This window comes from Thermoanaerobacterium sp. CMT5567-10 (assembly GCF_030534315.2).
Lineage (GTDB): Bacteria > Bacillota > Thermoanaerobacteria > Thermoanaerobacterales > Thermoanaerobacteraceae > Thermoanaerobacterium.
Genome location: NZ_CP130558.2, coordinates 2,266,788 through 2,289,035, shown reverse-complemented (window position 1 = coordinate 2,289,035; position 22,248 = coordinate 2,266,788). Strand labels below are relative to the sequence as shown.

Below are 22,248 nucleotides of genomic sequence, written 5' to 3'. Positions count from 1 at the left end.
TAAATATTTAAACATTTTTAATAGGAACTGTTATGTAAAATTCAGTACCTTTCCCAACAGTACTTTTAACATCAATATGTCCTTTATGAAGGTCTACAATCTCTTTTACAATAGCCAACCCAAGACCAAAGCCACCAGTTTTTTGTGACCTTGCAGTATCCCCTCTTGAAAACCTCTCAAACACCTTAGGAAGTGTTTCCTGACTTATGCCTATTCCTGTATCGGAAATAGTTATGTAGACATTTTTATCATCAGAGTTAAGATTTAGTTTCACAGTACCACCGCTTGGAGTATATTTTATGCCATTTTCAACCACATTATATATCATTCTGTAAAATCTATCTGCATCTACGTCAGCAAAAATATTTTTATCGCTTTCAAATATCAAAGAAACACCTTTTTGCTTTGCTATTGCTTCAAGGTTTTCTACGACATTGTAAGCTATCTCACTAATATTTTCCGTTTTGTTTTCTATTGAACGAATTTTATCAATTCTAGCTAAGACCAGCAATTCATTTACAAGCCTCGTCATTCTATCTACTTCTGAATTTATATCTTTTAAAAACTCTTTATAAACAGATATATCCACATTATCACTGGATATAAGCGGTTCAACAAGAGCCTTTATAGCAGCAAGCGGCGTCTTTAACTCATGTGATGCGTCTGATACAAAACGCTTCCTTTCATCATCAATCTTCATAAGCTTTGTACTCATATCGTTAAATGCATCCGCAAGCTTCCCAATCTCGTCATTTCCGTTCACATCTACTTTGTAATCAAATTTTCCTTCTGATATTACTTTAGTAGCATCTGTAAGCCTTTTTAAAGGCTTTGTAATAAAGGCGGCTACAATCAAGCTTAGTATACTTACAATAGAGCCTATAGCCGTAAATGTATAAATCATCTGCATCTTTATTGAGTACAAAAAATTCATAACATCATCAATTGAAGTAGATAATAAAACACTTCCTACAATTTCGTTTTTTATAGTCACAGGAACTGCCGAATACATTGTCCAGCCAGAACCAGTAATATAATGTATACTAGTAGAGCCGGTGCCTTTAAGAGCTGATTTAACGTCACTATAGCTATTTATATCTTTGCCTTCAATTCCTCCATTGCCAGCCGAATCAACAATTACTTTTCCATTGACATCAGTAAAAAGAATCCTTGAATTTATCTGGTTGGAATAGTCCACAATAGTTGGCTCAATCAAGTACGATGAAACGCCTATAAATTTTGAAACCAAATTAGCAATCATGTTGGCCTGCGTCAAATTAGTGACTCTTTCGTTTGCAAGATAACTTTCATAAATATTATTAAAAAGATAAATGCCTGTCGATGCAAGTGAAACAATAAGAATAATAAAATAAACCGAAAAAATCTTCCATCTTATACTCAATTTATCACCCTATTTCATGTAGTAGCCTGAACCCCACTTTGTAAAAATATGTTTTGGATTTGCTGGATCATCCTCTATTTTCTCTCTAAGCTTTCTTATATGAACATTTACCGTATTTGTATCGCCATAAAAGTCAAATCCCCATATAAGATCCATCAATTTGTCTTTCGAAAACAACTTTCCGGGATTTGAAGCCAGTAAAACTAATAAATCAAATTCTTTATTAGTAAGATCAATGTCCTTGCCATTTTTCTGCACTATTTTATCAGGAACATTGATGGTTATATCGCCTATCTTTATGATATCATGTTTTTTAACAAAAGGTGATGTTGTTCTTCTGAACAAAACTCTGATTCTGGCTATGAGCTCTCTGGTGTTAAACGGTTTTGCCAGATAATCATCAGCCCCCATCTCTATTCCTACAATTTTATCTACATCTTCGCCTTTGGCAGTAAGCATTATTATAGGTATATTTGAAAATGACCTTACTTCCTTGCAGAGAGTAAGACCATCTATCTTAGGCAGCATTAAATCAAGTATTACTAAGTCAAAATTACCGCTTTTGATTTTTTCCAATCCTTCTTCTCCGTCATACGCATAATCAACATAATAACCTTCTTGAATAAGAGACAACCTCAAACCTTTGACAAGCATCTCTTCATCATCAATAATTAAAATGTTTTCCATAGCTAAATACCTCCTTTTTTTAGTATATCATATTCTATGCAAAAATAGTATATATGTATAAAGTTAATTGATTTTATGATTAAATAAGCCTACAATTTAATTGAGGTGATAATATGAGCATATTAATTATTAATGGAAGATTGCTACTTGACAACAATATCGTAGATGACAAAGACTTATTAATTGAAGATAACAAAATTGCCGCAATAGGAAAAGGACTTTCTGGCGACAATGTCATTAATGCCGATGGCAATTACGTATCACCTGGATTCATAGACATACATATACATGGATCTGCAGGCTATGATACGATGGATGGAACTTTTGATGCAATAAATGCCATCTCAAAGTCTATTGCAAAGCGCGGTACTACGTCATTTTTACCTACTACAATGACAGAAGATAAAAACAAAATAAAAAATGCCATTAAAAATGTATATGAAAATAAAAATCATGTTGAAGGCGCCGAAATTTTAGGCATCCACATGGAAGGGCCTTTTATAAACCCGAAGCAAAAAGGCGCACAGGATGAAAAATTCATACTTAAACCTACAATAGATAATTTCCTTGAACTTTGTGGGGACTACTTGGATATTGTAAAACTTGTTACAATCGCACCAGAAATAGAAGGTTCGCTAAATCTTATAAAATTTTTAAAAGAAAAAGGCATAATTGTGTCAGTTGGACATACCGATTCCACTTATGATGAAGTAGCTGCCGGGTTTAAAGCAGGCATAACTCATGCGACACACGTCTTTAACGCAATGAGAGGCTTCCATCATCGCGAAGTAGGAACTTTAGGAGCGATCTTCGATCTTGATATAAGCACCGAATTAATCGCAGATGGCATACACTCTGTCTCCCCAGCCATAAGGACAGTTTTAAAGCTAAAAGGCAAGGAAAACACAAATCTCATAACAGATGCAATGATGGCTGCAAATCTAAGCGATGGAGTATATCAATTAGGTGGTCAGGATGTATATGTGAAAGACGGAGCTGCCAGATTAAAAAGCGGTGTTCTTGCAGGAAGCACTCTTACATTAGATAAAGCTGTAAAAAATATTTTGGCAAACACCGACTTGTCACTTTACGAATCAGTTGCACTCGCATCATATAACAGTGCAAAAGTCATAGGAGTACATGACAGGAAAGGTCTTATAAAAGAAGGATATGATGCGGATATAGTAATTTTTGATGACGATATAGACATTAAAAAGACCATCGTTGGCGGGAAAATAGTTTATGAAAAAAAATAGCCTAAGTGGCTATTTTTTTTCTTCACCATATCCTGTAGATTCCCTAACAATAAGCTGATGAGGCAAAATAACATGCATGTCATCTATTGGTTCTTTCGCAAGAAGTTTCGTCATAAGCCTCATGCTAACAGCACCTATATCGTATGCTGGCCTTTGAATTGTAGTTATCGTAGGCCTAAACATATAAGATAGATATGTGTTGTCAAAGCCAATAACATGAATATCTTCTGGAACGCTGAAACCTGAATCAAATATAGCATTTATTGCGGCAGCAGCCATTTCATCTGAAGCAGCAAAAACTGCATCAACATTGTTCTCCAAAAGTTTTAGCATCGCAAGGTATGCTTGCCTTGCTTTGAAGTTACCCTCTACTACAAGAGAAGATTTAAATCTAATCTTTGCTTCAGATAGAGCTTCTTTGTATCCACTTGTCCTCTGAACGCCTCCAATAGGATCATCAGAAGGGCCTGATATCATACCTATTTTTTTGTGTCCTAAAGAAATTAAATATTTTACAGCATCGTACGAAGCTTTTTTATTGTCTATATTGACATTAGGAAACTCAAATTCTGCATCCTCTGTACCAGCTAAAACTATCGGTATCCCTACATCATGAAGCTGCTGCTTTACTGAATCTCTAATAATATCCCCCATATATATGATACCATCAACCTGTTTTTCGCTTAAAATCTCTATATAATTCATCTCTTTGTCTTCTTTTTGGTCTGTATTGCATAAAAATATATTGTAGGAATACATACTAGCAATGTCCTCAATCCCACGTACGACTTCAGGATAGAAAGGACTTGATATGTCAGGCACAATAAGCCCTATTGTGTGAGTCTTCTGTATCTTTAAACTTCTAGCGAGAGCATTCGGTTTATAGCCTGTCTTTTTTATAGCATCCAATACTCTCTGTTTTGTCTCATCAGTAACAACAGCACTATTATTTAAAACTCTGGATACTGTAGCTATAGAGACTTTTGCTTCTCTAGCTACATCTTTAATTGTAGCATTCACTATTAACCACCTCTAAGTTATCGTTTTCTCATACCTTATGGATATTTTACTTTTTTAATGTAAATTTGTCAATAGATTTTCGCAAAAAATTTACATTGTTTTTCATAAATCAACAAAAAAAGACGAAGATCATTTATCTTCATCTCCATCTTCATCTTTCTTAGAATCTTTTAAAACAAGTAAGGGAATAAACGACATGGCCATGTATATAATGCCTACAACCAAAACTACAAGAATGCTAAGTTTTACAATCAACTGCTCCACAAAAAACCACCTCCGGCACTATAAAACTTAATATATTATATGCACAAGGTGGTTTTCTGATATTCTACACCGCCAAACTTTGTTGCCTTGCAAAAATTTTGTTTATCGCAACAGCAACACCATTATCATTATTTGACTTAGTAACAAAATCTGCCTTTATTTTGACAAGTTCCGGTGCATTTGCCATCGCAATGCCAAATCCAGCATATTCTATCATAGATAAATCATTTAGATTGTCACCAACAGCTGCAACAAGATCTCTTTTTATATTGTACATATTTGCCAGCGTCTTTAATGCATTGCCTTTGCTAACTCCTTTTGCATTTATTTCCAGATGACCGCCTCCTGATGTGGATACCAAAACTATTTTTGATAACTCATCATAAACCTCAGGTTCTACAGGGGCAGGATTTTTTATGTCGCCTATAGCATATATTTTTGCAGTGCCTTTGCCCGTTTTTCTGATGTATTCAGCAAGATCACCAACAGCATCTACTTCAACCCTATTAAAAGACAAATACCATTCTACTTTTTCGTTAATCTCTTCTACAACTAACCTGTCATCAATATAGAGATTTACCTGATAGCCACTATCCTTTAATATATTGATGACCTTAATAGCATCCTCAGACTGTATTGGATTATAATAGTAAACTTTTTTAGTATAGGCATCTTTTATAAGTGCTCCATTGAAGCATATGACAGGTGCATTCACTTTAAGCTCCAAAGCATATGGTAATATTGATGAAAACATCCTACCTGTGGCAATTGTGTAAATGATTCCCTTTGATCTTAACTCGTTTATAGCATTAATATTTGCTTCAGATATTTTATTATTGCTATCTAAAAGGCTACCATCAGCATCTGTTACAAATAATTTACACATATATTTCAACCCCTATATTTATTTTTCTATACTATATTATAACAGTTTGTAAATTTACATACTATATCATAATTTAACATAAAACGTTAACACTGAAAATTTTACATTTTAATTTTTTATTTAACGAACTTTTCTACAATGTATATTTTACGATATTACTCTCAAAATATATTTATGACACATTAAAAGAAAGGATGGGATTATGCTTATAATATTTTTTCGCACGCTAATCCTTTATTTCTTGGTAGTAGTTGTCATGAGAATAATGGGAAAGCAGCAAATTGGGCAGCTTCAGCCATACGAATTAGTGGTAGCAATAATGATAGCAGATCTAGTTGCCGTACCGATGCAAAACAAAGGCATACCGCTTTTGACTGGTATCATACCTATTTTCACTCTGCTTATATCACAGCTTTTTTTGTCGTATATTTCAATGAAAAGCCTTCGTGGTCGGGAAATGATTTGTGGTAAACCTACGGTTTTAATAGATAAAGGTAAAATTTTGACAAAGGAGCTTCAAAAAGAAAGGTACAACATCAATGACCTCTTGGAAGAACTGCGAGTTATGGGCTATCCAAATATTGCTGATGTTGAATACGCAATTTTAGAGACAAATGGCTGTTTAAGCGTAATACCCAAAGTAGACAAAAGACCTGTAACGCCAAATGATTTGAATATAAAGCCTCAATACGAAGGTCTTCCGCTGCCCATCATAATCGATGGAAATATTATACATCAAAACATGAAAATTGCTAATGTAGATATGAAATGGCTCAACGATCAATTAAAGATGTGGAACGTAAATAACATAGAGAATGTAATACTGGCATCGCTTGATCCAAATAAAGTATTGACAGTATATAAAAAGGAGTGACATAGATGAAATATGTAGTTCCATTGATTGTAATGATAATTATATTGATAATCTTCGTAGACATAGCTTCATATAAATACCTATACACTTCATCAAATAGCATGGAGGAAAAACTACATGTTATAGAGAAAGATATAAAAAATGGCAACTGGAAAAGTGCAGAAACATATGTCAATGATTTAGAAAAAACATGGGGCAAAGTAAGCAGCAAATGGGCAATTTTAATTGAGCACAGGGAAATTGATGACATAGACATGAGTCTTTCAAAGCTTAAAAGCTTCATTGACTCCAAGAATAAAGATTTAAGTCTTGCAGAACTAAAAACTCTAAAAGAATTGTACAATCATATACCATCAAATGAAAAACTTACCCTTGAAAACATACTATAAAAACCCGGCATTAAACCGGGTTTTTGAAGAATATACTTAATTTTGTGTTGGAACCGTCAATTCCTTGGCATTTTTCGCATCGTCAGGTAGCACTACATTGACATTTCCGTTAACATTTGAATAAACCATTGAGCCGCTTACCATTTCCCATTTCAATGGCATCTCGACTCCTCCAACTTTTGCTCCTTGCTTATAAGCTATTTTAAAAAGCATATCAAGCTTAAATACCGTATTTGTATTAGTATCTATGTAGTAGACGTATTTTCCATAAACTCCATCAACTAAATCGCTGTACGTCATGCCATTCAAAATATTTCCAAGCCCAAGGGTATTTATCAAATCATCCACTTTTGACATGTCCGTAATTTTAGTGTATGCATATACCACATCTACTGCTTTGCCGTTTAAATAGGTTGTTCCTGCATACCTATAAAGAACATCTTTACTAAAAAGATTATTTTGTTGCTGTAATTTTTCCAAATTCATGATGTTAGACATGCCAGGAACACTCATATAACTCCACTCACCATCAGGTGATTTTACATAAACCTTATCACCCATCATGTACTCTTCAACTGTCATCGATCCGGCATTTTGGATACTCATGCTTATTACTTCATGGATTCCCTGTTCTAAATTATAGTCGGCATATACTTGTGTGGAAACTGTGTCAAATGGCAATGCTACATCATTGTTAAAACCAACATTAACTTTCATATTGCCATTTAAGCTACCACTTTTAACCGTTGTATTCTTAGTACCATCTATCAAATCTTTGACTTTGCTATAATTGTCAAATATCTTTGACAATATCTGCTGTCCTTCATCCTCCGTGACTTTTTCATTCAGCGGAGCATCTTGAGGAATCAAGCCATCTTCTAACGCATAGACATATTCAGGTCCTTCTATTTGATGTGCATCTATCATGGACAGCCCATAAAATCTGCTTAATATAGTAGCCATTTGCCCGTAAGTGATTGGGTCTGAAAGCATCAAGCTTCCTTTTCCATCACCTTCTAATATATGATTGTTTTTCACGTACTGTGAAATATCTTGTCCAGATAAATCAATTCCATATCCTTTTACAAGATCACTTACAAACTCTTGTCTTGTCATGTATGATGACGATGTCTGTGCTGCTAAGCCAAATACTGGTATGGCTGCAACCAACATAACTACTAAAAAGATAGTAATAAACTTTTTCAATAGTACTCCTCCTTGACTATTTTGTTAAGTTTTAATCAACTATATTTTACCACTTTACCATATTTTAATCAATAAAAATTTTCTAAATTTTTGAATCATAGATTGCCTTTTAAACCTATCTCATCTGCCACATTTCTCATGCCTATGATAGTTTCTTCTATCACTTTATCTAAATCCATACCCAATAACTCTGCACCTTCTGATATAACATCTCTATTTACTCCTGCTGCAAAACTTTTCTGCTTCCACTTTTTCTTTACAGATTTAACCTCTAAATCAAGTATGCTTTTGCTGGGGCGCATAAGCGCTGTAGCTGTAATAAGTCCAGTCAGCTCATCAATTGTGTACAAAACCTTTTCCATTTTATGTACGGGTTCTACATCTGTACACAGCTTCCACCCATGGCTTTCTATTGCATGAATGTACTCTTCAGGCCATCCACGTTCCTCCAATATTTCTCTTACCTTTTTACAGTGCTCATTTGGATACATCTCATAGTCAAGGTCATGCAAAAGTCCTATGATTCCCCATTTTTCTTGGTCCTCGCCAAAAAGCTCAGCAAAATGCCTCATAACTGCTTCAACAGCCAATGCATGTGTGATAAGGCTTTCGCTTTTGTTGTACTCCTTTAATAACGCATACGCTTCTTCTCTATTTATAACACCATTCTCCATAATGCAATACCCTCTTTCGTTTAATATTATTTTTAAATAAAATTATACCATAAGGAGAGCTGTTATCAAAATTATATGAATATATAAAAAACATATTGACAAATTAATCTACACGATGTAGAATAAAATTAAACTACATCATGTAGATTCGAAAGGAGTATTTCGAGAAGATGCAAAGAATGTCAGATTCTGAAAAAAAGATAATGGAGTATATTTGGACTGCTGGGCATCCTGTAACAACTTCTGAAATAATTAAAAATCTGCCTGAAGCAGCAGAATGGAAACAGAATACAGTGATCACTTTTTTAACTCGCTTAATAAGAAAAAAAATTCTCAAAGCGACTAGAGTGGGCAAAGCTAATCAGTATGAGCCTTGTATTACTGAAGAGGAATACCGTAATTTTGAAATAAAGCAATTTATAAAAGATGTCCATAAAAGTTCTATATTAGGTTTTATATCCTCATTATGTGATAATGGCGATATAACAATGGAAGACATAGAAAGCCTAATGAAGCGTTTTAAAAAGTAGGTGTTACTTATGATTAGGATTATATATAATCAACTGCTTATAATGTCAGTTGTGGCTGGAGGACTATATTTGATTTTAAAAATTATAAGTCTATTTACTTTTAAATATCTTACTTCAGCCTGGCATTATTACAGTTACATATTTATGTACATGTTTTTCCTAATACCATATCACAGGTTGATATCATGGCTTAATTTGAGCTTTTCACAATACTTATCTTGGTTTATAAATTCTGCTGCCAATGGTATCGTTGCATCAAGACATGAAATACACGCATTATCGCTTTACCTTGATTATATCCCATATATATTGATGGCAGGAACAATAGTAGCAACAATTATAACTATTGTTCAGAATTATAGCCAATACAAACATATTTCAAGCATGTGCCGTTTGACCAATGATACTAAGACTTTAAATGTACTTTCAAAATGTAAGCAAGAAATGTTAATAACAAAAGACATAAAAATATACATCTCTTCCTGCATGACTACACCCTTTCTGTATGGCATCTTTCAGCCTCGCATCGTTTTGCCTGACATTGAATTTACCAAAGAAGAATTGAAACATATTTATCTTCATGAACTTACCCACTGGAAGCGCCATGATCCATGTCTAAAGATTTTATTTTTACTCATTAATTTACTCCATTGGTTTAACCCTTTGGCATATATTGCAAGGCATGACATTGAAAATCATTGTGAACTCTCATGTGACGAAAGTGTTGTAAAATCAATGGACAGCTATGAAAGGAGGCGATATTGTGAGTTAATACTAAATGTGCTCTGGAATGTGGCAAATCAAAATGTCAAGCTGTTTTCCGCATTCAGTGATAAGCAGAAACAGCTGGAAAGGAGGTTAAATAAGATTTTGGGCGAACAAAACTCACCTTACAAGCAAAAGAAAAGATGGGTAGCCATATCTGCAATCTTAATAACATTGATAATAGCAATAATCGGCACAGGTATGGCATATGCCACAGATGAAGTCATTTCTGTGGCAGGAGAAACATCAATCTTTGTACCCAGTGGTGGAGTGGAAGTAACACCTCAATCCCACACTGACATGCCTTTTCTTGTAGAAGGAGAAACATCAATTTCTGCCCCATCACAATAAACAAATAATTTTTCTCCATAATAAGATGTGGTAACTTTCTTCCACATCTTTTTTAAAAAATTGTTATATTTAATATAGAAACGAGGATGATAAATTTGATGAAAAAAAGATTAACAGTTCTATTTTTTATCGTAATTATTATTTTATCTGGTTGTAGCAGTTTCAATAAAAATATTCATAAATGGGATAATTCAAAATACAAAAATTTTCCCAACAGTATAGGAATAAATGTTTATAATGAAAATAGTTTTAATACAGGAATAGAAAACGATCCTAATAGCTATAAAGCAAATCATACATTATATATTTCTGATTTAACCAAGCCAATTACCGTTATGTTTAACAATAATGGAAAAGACAGAAAGTTTATAATGAATGTCTATTATGATTATGAACAAATAAAATTTAAAATAAATTCAAATGGAAAATTTGACCAAAAATATATTTTTAATTTAGATGATGGCTATGAAATTGAACTGCCATTATATCTTCCTCAAAATTTGACTAAGTCTGGATCTCACAAATTGCTTATAACTTTTTGTATTGCCCCGGATTTACACTCATCTGACTTAAATCAAACCATAGACTGGTATGGAAGTGCAACAATTCAAGATATTATTTTTAGTTCGGAAAATATTAATTTTGACAACACAAAAGAATTCGAAGTACCAAAAAATCTTATTAAATCCAGTTATAATTATACGTTAAACCAAGACTATGATTATAGCATACTTAAAACGAAAATCTTGCCTAATCCTCCAGTTGTTTTCACAGTAAAACCAAATCAAAAGTTTAAATTAATCTATAACGTCTCTTCCCCTCCTGCGAAGGAAAACAGTCAAGTTTTATTATTGACAACCATTGGATACAAGCAAGCCTTAATAAATAATAAACCTTATTTATTACTGGAACTTCCAAAAGGCAGTACAGGAATAGGGGAAATGGAATTGACTGCTCCCGATAAACCAGGATTGTATGAGATTATTAGCTATAGCGTATGTAGTCCTTTCAATAAATTTGACGGAAAAAACCTTTTATCTTTCAACATAGAAGCAAGTCAAAGATTTACTTTAAGAGTTAAAGAATGAAACTAACAATTATCAGCATGGCTTCTCATACGCCTATGTACCTGCTTATTATATCCACATATTTGCTAAAATCCTCTATTGCCATCTTGACACTGTTGTACACAATTTTATCATCAATTTTTTCATACTGGTGTACTAGTCTATTTCTTAAACCAGAAGCTGGAGCAATCTTAACTGCAAAATCTACATCCAAAACTCCAGCTTCACGTATCACCCATTTTATTCACCCCTCAACAATTTATCTATTTCTTTTCTCAGATACTGTCTCCTTTGCTCTCTTAAAAACTGAGTATCGGCATACCTGAAAGATGCATAACACTTAAATTCCACAAAATTCTCTGATGAGCCGTAAAGAGGCTTCCCATATTTTGCAATCTGATACAAAAGCAATGGATCGGCCTTTTTAATATTGACAAGATCCACTTTTTCGGTTCTAAAATATAAAGATAAATTTAAAAGCAATTTCATCTCTTCATCGTATGATAATACCTCATAGCTTTCAAAGGCCAGATCTATATCGCTGTTTTCATGATTTAAGCCTTTTGCATAAGAGCCAAACAAAATTAAAAGCTTTAAATTGAATTTTTTTGCTATTGCCTCAATCTCATCATTATTGTCAAAAAGTAATTTTTCATCTATTTTATTCAAACTAACACTTCCCTGATGATAGTATAATTGTAATATTCTAAATTTTAAATCCATCTTTTACAATTAAATCTTACCATTTTCCTTGTATACAATCAATAAATTCGTTGCTATATTAGATGAAATTTTACCATGCAAGTCTTAAGACAAGCAAATTTTCTTGACTTTATTGAATCAAAGTGCTATTTTTATTATGATGGTATCCATAGTGGAACCATACATAAGGCTAAAATTTTAAAAGTTTATACCTCGCCAGGATCATATGACCGGGACGGGAGATAAAATGGTGTATTATGCCTTCCGTGCGGAAGGTTTTTTTGTTATCTCCCACATTTGAAGGGAGTGTTGTTTAAATGAAAGTAGGTTTCATAGGTGCAGGAAAAATAGGCACAGGGCTGGGTATCTTATTATCACATTCTTCAATAAAAGTCTCTGGATATCTAAGTCGAAGTGTAAATTCATCATTGAATGCATCTTCACTTACAAATTCTGCTGCTTTTTCAAAATACGAAGACATTATAAACGCATCGGATGCAATCATAATAAGCACAAAAGACGACTGTATAAAATCCATCGTGGAAGAAATCATAAAGTACAAATCTATTATAAACAATAAAATCTTTGTGCTCTTAAGCGGCTCAATATCTATTGATGTACTAAAGCCTCTTAAAGAATATGGACACACGATGATCATGCATCCTGTTCAAACATGTCCGTCAATAGAAGCTGCAGTTTCTCTGCTTCCCGAAAGTTACTTTACAATTGAAGGAGATGACATTGCTGTAAATGCCGGAATAAACATCGTAAAGGAAATAGGGGCAAAGCCAATAGTGATAGACGGTATTAATAAACCCCTTTATCACGCAGCATGTGTCATGGCTTCAAATTACCTTGTTACACTTATAAAAGCTGCCGATGAACTTTTAAAAGCTTCTGGATTTCCTTTTGACAAGCATCCAGATTTACTTTTGCCGCTTATAAATGGAACTTTGAAGAACATAAGTGAAAAAGGATGTAGTGCATCATTGTCAGGTCCCATTGCCAGATGCGATATAGAAACGGTCAAAAAACATGTGGAAAACATAAGCGATGACGAAATTTTAAAGCTATACAAAGCTATGGGAAATGCCACAATAAAATTTTTCAAAAATCCAGGTAATGCAAAAATGACTGAATTGGAGGAGATATTTAATGAATGATAAAGTTACTGTTTCTACTCTAAAGAAATTTAAAAAAGATGGCATAAAGATAACTGCATTGACTGCCTATGATTATCCGACAGCAAAGATATTGGACGAAACCGGTATTCATTTTATACTTGTAGGCGATTCTCTCGGCATGGCAGTATTAGGATATGAAAGCACCATACCTGTCACAATGGATGACATGGTACACCACACAAAAGCTGTCGCAAAAGCAGCGAAAAATGCTTTTATTGTGGCTGACATGCCATTTATGACATACAACATATCTAAAGAAGATGCGCTTAAAAATGCTGCCCGCCTTTTGGCTGAAGGAGGCGCACAAGCCGTAAAGCTGGAAGGCGGCGTCGAAATAGCTGAAACAGTAAAGGCGATCGTAAATGCTGGCATTCCAGTAGTAGGTCACATAGGCCTCACACCTCAATCTGTAAACAAATTAGGTGGATACAAGGTTCAAGGCAAGGATGATAAAACAGCATCAAAGTTAAAAAGCGATGCAAAATCATTAGAAGATGCCGGTATCTGCGCTCTTGTCTTAGAATGTGTACCGATGGATCTGGCGAAAGAAATCACTGAATCTCTGTCAATACCTACAATAGGCATCGGAGCAGGGCCATACTGCGATGGTCAGATACTTGTACTTCACGATATGCTGGGGCTTACTCAGGGCCATAAGCCAAAATTCGTAAAGCAGTACGCAAACATCAACCAAATAATAAAAGATGCCGTAGGAAGCTATATATCCGATGTCCAAAACCAATCCTTCCCAACTGAGGAATACTCATTTACTAATAGAAAGAGTGATGAAAAATGATAGTCGTTGAAAAGATACAAGATGTAAGGGGAATCATAAAATCGCAAAAAAAGCTTAACAAGAAAATCGGGCTTGTGCCGACCATGGGTTACCTTCATGATGGTCATCTTTCCCTTATAAAAAAAGCTAAAGAAAATTCGGACTTCGTATGTGCCAGCATATTTGTAAATCCAATCCAGTTCGGCCCAAATGAAGACTACAACAAATACCCAAGAGATATTGAAAGGGATATTAAACTGTTGGAAAATCAAGGTTGCGATCTTGTTTTCATACCATCAGTAGAAGAAATGTATCCAAATGAAAGGCTTACGACAATAAGTGTAAGTAAAATCACAGATAAACTTTGTGGCGCATACAGGCCGGGACACTTTGACGGCGTATGCACTGTAGTTGCAAAGCTTTTTAATATATTTACTCCAGACATAGCAGTCTTTGGTCAAAAAGACGCACAGCAAGTAGCTGTAATTAAGAAAATGGTAGAAGACTTAAACATTCCTGTTAAAATAATTGCATCACCTATTGTAAGGGATGAAGATGGATTAGCCTTAAGTTCAAGAAATACTTACTTAAGTGATGAGGAAAGGCGTGCTGCACTTATTTTAAATAAATCGCTAAAGGAAGCTGAAAAGATTCTTATAGGAGGTGAAAGAAGCCCAGAAAAAGTCATAAATACGGTAAGAAATATTTTAGAAAGTGAGCCACTGTGTAAAGTTCAATATGTATCATGCGTTCATCCAAATACACTTGAAGATTTAACGGCAATAAACGACAAAGCATTGATTGCAATTGCATGTTATATAGGAAATACAAGATTGATTGACAATTTACTATGGGGTGTTGATGAATAATGCAAAGATTCATGATGAAGTCAAAGATTCACAGAGCAACTGTTACAGATGCAAACCTAAACTACATTGGCTCTATAACTATTGATAAAAGGTTAATGGACCTTGCCGACATTCTGCCAGGCGAAAAAGTGCAGATCGTAAATAACAACAACGGTGCACGCTTTGAAACATACGTCATAGAAGGAGAGGAGAATTCAGGCACTGTATGTTTAAATGGTGCTGCGGCAAGATTGTGCGTCCCTGGTGATATTGTAATCATAATTTCATATGCAATGATGGATGATGAAGAAGCTAAAACTTATAAGCCAAAAGTCGTATTTGTTGATGAAAAAAATAAGCCTTTAAAAGACTGATCGTTCGCTTTTGATAGATTTTTTCAAAATATATGCTTTTAAAAGAGCAGTGTAATTTCACTACATTGCTCTCTTATTTTATTTAATCCCGTTTGATAGATCCATGATCTTTTCTAATACCCTTTCTTTTTCGCTGCCTTCAAGTATTATAGGTGTAAAATCATTTCTCTCTTTTACAGACGATATGGATATGGGTATCAAGCTCATGTTGGATGACCCAATTAATTTTTTCGTTTCATCAAATGTAAAAGTCTGTTGAAAAATAAATGCATCCTTGTCTGAAGGATTTCTATTGCCGCCAAAGATGAAATTGCCTAAAGAATAGACTATGTACTTGCCATTGTATTTTTCTATGCCTTCAATGACATGTGGATGTGTTCCCAAAACAAGATCTGCACCTTCATCCACTGCATAATGTCCTATTGCAATCTGAGTCTTATTAGGATAGTACTTACCTTCATCGCCCCAGTGAAAACATACAACCACTAAGCTGACTTGTTTTTTCATATCATATATATCCGCCTTTATTTGCTTTTTTAAGTCATTAGGGAAACTCCATCCCGTATATCCAAGGATACCCACTTTTATTCCCTTTATATCTTTAATGTATTTATATCCATACCCAAAGTAACCTAATCCCGCTTTTTTAAGTGTATACACAGTATCATCAAATCCTTGCCTTCCATAATCAAAAGAGTGGTTATTGGCCAGATTTACAGCATCGATTCCGCCATCTTTCAAAATATTCACATACAGTGGATTACCTTTGAATTTGTACTCTTTGTCAGCTTCTTTTACTGCATTTGTAAATGTTCCTTCCAGATTGACTATTGTAAGGTCATCCTTTTTAAAGATGTCTTTCACATTTTGAGTAAAATATCCGTAATCTCCATTATGGTTTTTAAATTCAGAGTCAAATGTATACTCATCGCCAAAGCTTTCGTCAGATCCCAATGTGGTGTCACCTGCAGCACTTATGGTTATCTCTACACTGCTATTTTTATCCTTTTCATTGTTAAGTAAAGAGGAACTGTAAAAGGACTTACTACCTTTTAATTTAGAAGCTTCTTTGGCCGCATTTCCCTGTTCTCCTATTGTTATCTCATACGATATTGCAAAGGCGATAATCATTATTAACAAAGAAACTATGAATTTTTTCATCAATGCACTCCCCTTTAATCCCTCATTCCCATTATATAATATTTTACAAATCAGTAATAATTAATAAAATATTAAATTTATAAAAATATGAGCGTACACTTATGTACGCCCATGTACTTACTGAATGACTATTTTGTTATATGATTTTTTCCCTTTTCTAACAAGCATGTAGCCTTGTTTAAACATATCTTCCGTCACTACAGCATTTATATCTTTTACATTCTCATCATTTACATAAAGACCGCCTTGAGTAATCAGCCTTCTTCCTTCACTTTTTGAAGGAATTATGCCAGTCTTTACAAGTACGTCCAACAAATTTGATCCTAACATACTGCTTGTAATTGTCGATGTTGGTACATTGCTTAAATCTCCACTGCCTTCAAACAAGGCTTCTGCCGCTTTTTGGGCTTTTCTAGCTTCATCCTCACCGTGTACAAGTTTTGTAACTTCGTACGCTAGAACTTTTTTAGCTTCGTTTATCTCCTTATCTTTTAAAGAACCAAGCCTTCTTACCTCATCCATCGGCAAAAATGTCAATAGTGAAAGGCACTTTTCAACATCCGAATCATCTACATTTCGCCAGTATTGATAAAAATCATATGGAGGCGTCTTTTCGGCATCAAGCCATACTGCCCCTTTTTCAGTCTTGCCCATCTTCTTTCCCTCGCTGGTAGTAAGAAGTGTAAATGTCATGCCGTACACCTGTTTTCCTTCTTTTCTTCTTACTAGATCGACACCTGCTAATATGTTGGACCATTGATCATCGCCGCCCATCTGAAGTACGCAGCCGTACTTCTTATTAAGCATCAGAAAATCGTACGCCTGCATAAGCATGTAATTAAACTCTAAGAATGACAGACCCCTTTCAAGTCTCGTCTTGAAGCATTCCGCTGTAAGCATCTTATTTACAGAAAAATGTACCCCTATATCTCTCAAAAATTCTACATAATTAAGATTCAAAAGCCAGTCTGCATTATTGGCCAGTATCGCTTTGCCATCAGAAAAATCTATAAAGCGGCTCATTTGTTTCTTAAAAGCCTCGGCATTGTGTGATATCTCCTCTTTTGTAAGCATTTTCCTCATATCTGTCTTGCCGGTTGGATCTCCTACCATGGCAGTTCCACCGCCAATGAGTGCAATAGGCCTGTGTCCTGCTCTTTGCATATGAGCCATTACCATTAGCTGCAAAAAATGTCCAACATGCAGACTATCTGCTGTTGGGTCAAATCCTATGTAAAAAGTCACCTTCTCTTTCTCAAGCAACTCCTTTATCTCATCTTCATGCGTCATCTGCTGTATAAAATTTCTCTCTTTCAATACATCAAAAACCGACATCAAATTGACCTCCTGTTTTTCTTTATATTTTATCAAAGATTTTATGCAAGTAAAAGCTATCTTTCAATATATCCCTTATTTATAGAGTCTTCCAATATATCATTGATAAACTTCCATAATTCCGGTGCAATTTCACTTACAATTTTATTTCTCTCAAGCACTTGATGACTTTTAACGCCGTGCTCTCTCCATGAATGTCCCTTCGTATAATAATTATGTATTATTGGCTGCATTCTATCAAGGGCAGATGCAAACTTCGCATCAGGCGTTTTGCGCTCCTCAAATTCATCCCATAAAGCTCTTATCTCATCTGCCTGGTCTTTCGGCAAAATATTAAATATCCTCTCTGCCGCTTTCTTTTCCCTCTCTGACTTGTCTTCATATCCTTTTTCATCATATACAAATGTATCACCAGCATCAATCTCCACTATATCGTGTACAAGAACCATCTTAATCACATGGCTAACATCGACTTTCTCCTTTGCGTATTCTGAAAGAACCATCACCATCATTGCAAGGTGCCACGAATGTTCAGCATCATTTTCGTGCCGCGTGCCATCGATAAGAAGAGTCTGCCTAAAAATTTGCTTTATCTTATCGATTTCCTTTAAAAAGTCTATTTGTTTTTTAAGCCTTTCATTATCCATCAACATTAACCCCTTTTCATGCATATATGTTTATTATATACCAAAGATTTGATGAAAAAAAGCATGCCTAAGCATGCTTTTTTTCATCAAACTTTATCTTTTTTCTTAACGTAATTTATGAGTCCGCCTTCTATCAAGATTTCACGATTTCTGTCGGTGACATCCAGATCCACTTCAAATTTATATCCTTTTGTCACATTATCTACAACAATCTTGCCTTTTGACATAACTTGATTTACAGCATCTTCAATCTTTAGCACATCGCCTTGGTCGATTTTATCATAATCTTCATCATTTACAAATGTAAGCGGGAGAATGCCGCTGTTTATAAGGTTTGCCTTGTGTATCCTCGCAAACGACTTTGCTATTACAGCTTTGACACCTAGTTGAAGCGGTGCTAATGCTGCATGTTCTCTGCTGGAACCTTGACCGTAGTTGTTTCCTCCAATTATAATACCGCCGCCATTTTCTAAAGCTCTCTTTGAAAAGTCAGGATCTATCGTCTCAAAACAATGCTTCGAAAGCTCAGGTATATTTGATCTCAATGGCAAAAGTTTCGCATTTGACGGCATAATATGGTCTGTCGTTATGTCATCACCTACTTTTATCAAAACAACCTTTTCGATGTCAGATAGATGCGTATTCAATGGAAAAGGCTTTATATTTGGACCTCTTACCACCTCAAATTCATCTGCGTTGACTGGTGGCTTTATAATCATATTATCATTTACTAAAAACTCACTTGGCATCTCAACATTTATTTCATCACCTAGCTCACGAGGATCTATAAGGTATCCAGCCAATGCCGATGCCGCAGCTACTTCTGGGCTTACTAAATATACTTTTGCTGACTTTGTACCACATCTACCGTAAAAATTCCTATTAAATGTTCTTAAAGAAATAGCATTTGTAGCCGGTGCCTGCCCCATACCTATGCATGGACCACAAGCTGTCTCTAGTATCCTTGCGCCGGCTGATATCATATCTGATAAAGCACCATTCTTTGCAAGCATGTTGAGAACCTGCCTTGAGCCAGGAGATATAACTAAACTAACCCCCTCAGCTATAAGACCACCCTTCAATATCGCTGCAACCTTCATCATATCCATGTACGATGAATTTGTGCAAGAACCAATGGCTACCTGATCAACTTTTAACTTACCCGCGTCTTTTGCCTTTATGACATTGTCAGGACTGTGAGGCAGAGCAACCATCGGCTCTAATTCGTCAAGATTAATTTCTATCACACCATCGTATACCGCATCATCATCTGGCAACAATGCTTCAAAGTCATCTTCTCTCTTTTGGGCTTTTAAAAATTCATACGTCCTGAAGTCAGATGGAAAGATAGATGTAGTTGCTCCTAGCTCTGCTCCCATATTTGTGATTGTAGCCCTTTCAGGTACAGATAGCGTTGCAACACCATCTCCAGAATACTCAAATATCTTGCCCACTCCACCTTTTACAGTAAGCCTTCTTAAAAGCTCAAGTATAATATCTTTAGAAGATACCCACGGTTTTAGCTTTCCTGTCAATCTGACGTTTATGACCTCTGGCATTATTAATCTATAAGGCTCACCTGCCATAGCCAGCGCTACATCTAATCCACCTGCACCTATTGCCAACATACCTATACCGCCGCCTGTCGGTGTATGGCTGTCAGAACCTAAAAGAGTTTTGCCTGGTTTACCAAACCTTTCAAGGTGGACTTGATGACATATGCCATTTCCAGGCCTTGAAAAGTATATTCCGTGTTTTGCAGCAACAGTCTGAATGTACTTATGATCATCTGCATTCTCAAAGCCTTCCTGCAGCATATTGTGGTCAACGTATGCGACAGAAAGCTCTGTCTTGACTTTGTCAACTCCTAAAGCTTCCAGCTCCAAATAAGCCATTGTGCCTGTAGAGTCCTGTGTCAGCGTCTGATCTATTTTAATAGCTATTTCATGACCTTTTATAAGTTCACCATCTACTAAATGTTTTTTCAATATTTTCTGCGTTAAATTCACTTGCCATCCCCCTTTACGCTAAATTGCCTTTATCTTAGATATATGCTCTTCATACAGATATATCAATTCTTTATCAAAAAGCGGCCTCTTAAGCTGAATTGACAAACTTCTCACATATGGTAAGAGATCTTTTGCTTCATTTTCAGGCAATGTCCTGCCGTATTCTTTAAATTTATTTATAAGTGCAGCCGTACCTGAATGTTTACCTATCACTATCTGTCTCTCAAGACCTACTTCATCTGGATCAAAAATCTCGTAAGTATGCGGATCTTTCAATGCACCATCAACGTGAATTCCAGATTCATGTGCAAAAACATTGGTACCCACAATTGCTTTCCACGATGGAAGCGGTCTACCTGAAGCGGTAGATACGTACTCAGATAATTCTCTAAATTTCTTCGTATCTATTCCGATATCATACTTATACACATGCTTTAGAGCCATTACAACTTCCTCTAATGCTGCATTTCCGGCTCTTTCTCCAAGTCCATTTACCGTAACACCTATAAAATCAGCCCCGGCTTTAAAACCAGCAAGAGCATTTGCCGTCGCCATCCCAAAATCGTTGTGGGTGTGCATTTCAATATCTATATCGATAGATTCTTTTATCCTTTTTATTATGTCGTATGTCGTAAATGGATCCAATATGCCTACAGTATCGCAAAATCTTAGTCTATCTGCACCGGCCTCTTTTGCACATTTTGCAAATTCTATGAGAAAATCTATATCTGTCCTTGATGCATCTTCTGCATTTACAGATACATAGACGCCTTCTTTTTTAGCAAATTGGACAGCACTGGTCATGTGATCCAAAACCCACTGCCTTGAAGTCCTAAGTTTGTGCTCTATGTGTATATCTGATGTTGATATTGAAATCGCAACGGCATCAACACCGCATTCTAATGATTCTTTTACGTCATCTATAACTGCTCTGTTCCATGCCATTATGCTGGCATTCAGTCCAAGTTTTGCAATTTTAGCAATTGTTTCTTTCTCGTCGCCACCCATCGTTGGAATTCCGACTTCCAGTTGATTTACACCTATTTCATCAAGCATTTTCGCAATCCTAATTTTTTCACTATTAGCAAAAACGACACCTGCAGTTTGTTCTCCATCTCTCAGCGTTGTATCTACTAGGTACAATTTCCCATCCTCTTTTTTGAATTTCATCGAACTTCCCCCTTCATAAAACAAAAAAACTTATGTATATATTTTATTCGTATAAAAAAATAAAGTCAATAGTTTTTGCAATTTTTTATATATAAAATTGCAAAAACCAGATTACATATGCTAATCTGGTTTTTATCGATTATTTATTAATCTTTGAATGTGTATGGCAAGATAGCCTATTTCATCTTCTGGTACATCCCTATCTAAAGAATTTCCTATGACTTGTGCAACATTTGTCGCTATTTTATATGCTTTTTTAAATTTTCTCTTAATTTGTAAAAGAAGTTCATTTGATATTGGCATACCTCTCTCTATTCTATCAATTGCAAATTTCAAATGCGTAATAAGCCTCATATAATCAATAGAATCCGTCTCAATCTTCCTGTCTATCATATCTTCTATATTTCTCATAAGTTCTGAAACAAGTCGCGTATTTTTCATGGTAACTGACACACCAGAATTTTCAAATGCTGCATGAAGGTGCAGCGCAATAAAACCTGCTTCATCTTCAGGAAGCTTAATATTTAGTCTATCACTTATGATATCAATTGCTTTAAGTGCTATTTTATAATCATCTTTATAAAGGGCACTTATCTCTTGGTTAAAAATTAAAAAGCCGGTAAGGTAATAAAACCTCACCGGCTAATGCCTGCATTGCAGTTACACGCCTTC

Annotated in this window: 25 protein-coding genes; 10 read left to right on the top strand and 15 right to left on the bottom strand. The window is 35.1% G+C overall.

Going from position 1 to position 22,248, the window contains the following annotated elements; translation table 11 throughout:
• Positions 1 to 7: 7 nt before the first annotated feature.
• Both Q2T46_RS11560 and Q2T46_RS11555 read right to left on the bottom strand, forming a co-directional pair.
• Positions 8 to 1,402, bottom strand: a complete 1,395-nt coding sequence (locus Q2T46_RS11560; protein WP_303265352.1) for an ATP-binding protein — start codon at positions 1,400 to 1,402, stop codon at positions 8 to 10.
• A 9-nt stretch (positions 1,403 to 1,411) separates the two neighbouring features.
• Entirely contained in the window at positions 1,412 to 2,089 is a 678-nt protein-coding gene (locus Q2T46_RS11555; RefSeq protein WP_303265353.1) for a response regulator transcription factor, read from the bottom strand.
• 113 nt (positions 2,090 to 2,202) lie between these two features.
• Between Q2T46_RS11555 and nagA the strand changes: the two genes are divergently transcribed.
• Positions 2,203 to 3,345 (top strand): N-acetylglucosamine-6-phosphate deacetylase, encoded by a 1,143-nt coding sequence (gene nagA, locus Q2T46_RS11550; RefSeq protein ID WP_303265354.1) that lies wholly within the window; start codon positions 2,203 to 2,205, stop codon positions 3,343 to 3,345.
• Positions 3,346 to 3,354: 9 nt separating this feature from the next.
• On the opposite strand, the gene Q2T46_RS11545 is transcribed toward nagA, so the two are convergent.
• From Q2T46_RS11545 to Q2T46_RS11535, 3 genes are all read right to left on the bottom strand, one after another.
• On the bottom strand, positions 3,355 to 4,365 hold the full coding sequence (locus Q2T46_RS11545; protein ID WP_303265355.1) for a LacI family DNA-binding transcriptional regulator: 1,011 nt from the start codon (positions 4,363 to 4,365) through the stop codon (positions 3,355 to 3,357).
• A gap of 129 nt (positions 4,366 to 4,494) precedes the next feature.
• Positions 4,495 to 4,629: a hypothetical protein gene (locus tag Q2T46_RS11540; protein WP_303265356.1), complete on the bottom strand. Its 135-nt coding sequence runs from the start codon at positions 4,627 to 4,629 to the stop codon at positions 4,495 to 4,497.
• Between the two features lie 64 nt (positions 4,630 to 4,693).
• Positions 4,694 to 5,515, bottom strand: a complete 822-nt coding sequence (locus Q2T46_RS11535; protein ID WP_303265357.1) for an HAD family hydrolase — start codon at positions 5,513 to 5,515, stop codon at positions 4,694 to 4,696.
• A gap of 202 nt (positions 5,516 to 5,717) precedes the next feature.
• Here Q2T46_RS11535 and Q2T46_RS11530 point away from each other — a divergent pair, with 202 nt between their 5' ends.
• Both Q2T46_RS11530 and Q2T46_RS11525 read left to right on the top strand, forming a co-directional pair.
• Entirely contained in the window at positions 5,718 to 6,389 is a 672-nt protein-coding gene (locus Q2T46_RS11530) for a DUF421 domain-containing protein (protein WP_094045446.1), read from the top strand.
• 5 nt (positions 6,390 to 6,394) lie between these two features.
• A complete protein-coding gene (locus tag Q2T46_RS11525) occupies positions 6,395 to 6,778 on the top strand; it encodes a DUF4363 family protein (RefSeq protein WP_303265358.1) in 384 nt (127 codons plus the stop codon).
• A 36-nt stretch (positions 6,779 to 6,814) separates the two neighbouring features.
• Here Q2T46_RS11525 and Q2T46_RS11520 read toward each other — a convergent pair whose 3' ends face one another.
• Positions 6,815 to 7,984 (bottom strand): hypothetical protein, encoded by a 1,170-nt coding sequence (locus tag Q2T46_RS11520; RefSeq protein WP_303265359.1) that lies wholly within the window; start codon positions 7,982 to 7,984, stop codon positions 6,815 to 6,817.
• Between the two features lie 95 nt (positions 7,985 to 8,079).
• Positions 8,080 to 8,658, bottom strand: coding sequence for an HDIG domain-containing metalloprotein (locus Q2T46_RS11515; protein WP_303265360.1), 579 nt, complete (start codon positions 8,656 to 8,658; stop codon positions 8,080 to 8,082).
• A 179-nt stretch (positions 8,659 to 8,837) separates the two neighbouring features.
• Here Q2T46_RS11515 and Q2T46_RS11510 point away from each other — a divergent pair, with 179 nt between their 5' ends.
• The 3 genes from Q2T46_RS11510 (at position 8,838) to Q2T46_RS11500 (ending at position 11,392) form a co-directional block, all read left to right on the top strand.
• Positions 8,838 to 9,188 carry a BlaI/MecI/CopY family transcriptional regulator gene (locus Q2T46_RS11510; protein ID WP_303265361.1) on the top strand — a complete coding sequence of 117 codons (351 nt, stop codon included), beginning with the start codon at positions 8,838 to 8,840 and terminating at the stop codon, positions 9,186 to 9,188.
• A gap of 9 nt (positions 9,189 to 9,197) precedes the next feature.
• Complete coding sequence (locus Q2T46_RS11505) at positions 9,198 to 10,304, top strand: M56 family metallopeptidase (protein ID WP_303265362.1); 1,107 nt, start codon at positions 9,198 to 9,200, stop codon at positions 10,302 to 10,304.
• Between the two features lie 98 nt (positions 10,305 to 10,402).
• Complete coding sequence (locus Q2T46_RS11500; RefSeq protein WP_303265363.1) at positions 10,403 to 11,392, top strand: hypothetical protein; 990 nt, start codon at positions 10,403 to 10,405, stop codon at positions 11,390 to 11,392.
• A gap of 25 nt (positions 11,393 to 11,417) precedes the next feature.
• Here Q2T46_RS11500 and Q2T46_RS11495 read toward each other — a convergent pair whose 3' ends face one another.
• Positions 11,418 to 11,606 carry a DUF86 domain-containing protein gene (locus tag Q2T46_RS11495; RefSeq protein WP_274893363.1) on the bottom strand — a complete coding sequence of 63 codons (189 nt, stop codon included), beginning with the start codon at positions 11,604 to 11,606 and terminating at the stop codon, positions 11,418 to 11,420.
• A gap of 5 nt (positions 11,607 to 11,611) precedes the next feature.
• Positions 11,612 to 12,040 carry a type VII toxin-antitoxin system MntA family adenylyltransferase antitoxin gene (locus Q2T46_RS11490; protein ID WP_245301122.1) on the bottom strand — a complete coding sequence of 143 codons (429 nt, stop codon included), beginning with the start codon at positions 12,038 to 12,040 and terminating at the stop codon, positions 11,612 to 11,614.
• Positions 12,041 to 12,390: 350 nt separating this feature from the next.
• On the opposite strand from Q2T46_RS11490, the gene Q2T46_RS11485 reads away from it, so the two are divergent.
• Genes Q2T46_RS11485 through panD form a run of 4 tightly spaced genes read left to right on the top strand, consistent with a single transcriptional unit; the run spans position 12,391 to position 15,254 of the window.
• Positions 12,391 to 13,236: a Rossmann-like and DUF2520 domain-containing protein gene (locus tag Q2T46_RS11485; RefSeq protein ID WP_303265364.1), complete on the top strand. Its 846-nt coding sequence runs from the start codon at positions 12,391 to 12,393 to the stop codon at positions 13,234 to 13,236.
• Entirely contained in the window at positions 13,229 to 14,053 is an 825-nt protein-coding gene (panB, locus tag Q2T46_RS11480; RefSeq protein WP_303265365.1) for a 3-methyl-2-oxobutanoate hydroxymethyltransferase, read from the top strand. Before Q2T46_RS11485 ends, panB begins: the two co-directional genes overlap by 8 nt.
• On the top strand, positions 14,050 to 14,901 hold the full coding sequence (panC, locus tag Q2T46_RS11475; protein WP_099252634.1) for a pantoate--beta-alanine ligase: 852 nt from the start codon (positions 14,050 to 14,052) through the stop codon (positions 14,899 to 14,901). Before panB ends, panC begins: the two co-directional genes overlap by 4 nt.
• Positions 14,901 to 15,254 (top strand): aspartate 1-decarboxylase, encoded by a 354-nt coding sequence (gene panD, locus Q2T46_RS11470; RefSeq protein ID WP_099252635.1) that lies wholly within the window; start codon positions 14,901 to 14,903, stop codon positions 15,252 to 15,254. The genes panC and panD overlap by 1 nt, the downstream gene beginning before the upstream one ends.
• A gap of 78 nt (positions 15,255 to 15,332) precedes the next feature.
• Here panD and Q2T46_RS11465 read toward each other — a convergent pair whose 3' ends face one another.
• From Q2T46_RS11465 to Q2T46_RS11440, 6 genes are all read right to left on the bottom strand, one after another.
• A complete protein-coding gene (locus tag Q2T46_RS11465; protein ID WP_099252636.1) occupies positions 15,333 to 16,415 on the bottom strand; it encodes a CapA family protein in 1,083 nt (360 codons plus the stop codon).
• A 117-nt stretch (positions 16,416 to 16,532) separates the two neighbouring features.
• Positions 16,533 to 17,750, bottom strand: coding sequence for a tyrosine--tRNA ligase (gene tyrS / locus Q2T46_RS11460; RefSeq protein WP_099252637.1), 1,218 nt, complete (start codon positions 17,748 to 17,750; stop codon positions 16,533 to 16,535).
• 56 nt (positions 17,751 to 17,806) lie between these two features.
• The gene (locus Q2T46_RS11455) at positions 17,807 to 18,397 is read right to left on the bottom strand and encodes an HD domain-containing protein (RefSeq protein WP_099252638.1); all 591 of its coding nucleotides are present in this window, start codon (positions 18,395 to 18,397) and stop codon (positions 17,807 to 17,809) included.
• 86 nt (positions 18,398 to 18,483) lie between these two features.
• Positions 18,484 to 20,406, bottom strand: coding sequence for an aconitate hydratase (locus Q2T46_RS11450; protein WP_303265366.1), 1,923 nt, complete (start codon positions 20,404 to 20,406; stop codon positions 18,484 to 18,486).
• Positions 20,407 to 20,424: 18 nt separating this feature from the next.
• Positions 20,425 to 21,576: a homocitrate synthase gene (gene nifV, locus Q2T46_RS11445; RefSeq protein WP_303265367.1), complete on the bottom strand. Its 1,152-nt coding sequence runs from the start codon at positions 21,574 to 21,576 to the stop codon at positions 20,425 to 20,427.
• Between the two features lie 132 nt (positions 21,577 to 21,708).
• The gene (locus tag Q2T46_RS11440) at positions 21,709 to 22,215 is read right to left on the bottom strand and encodes a PRD domain-containing protein (RefSeq protein WP_303265368.1); all 507 of its coding nucleotides are present in this window, start codon (positions 22,213 to 22,215) and stop codon (positions 21,709 to 21,711) included.
• Between the last annotated feature and the right edge of the window lie 33 nt (positions 22,216 to 22,248).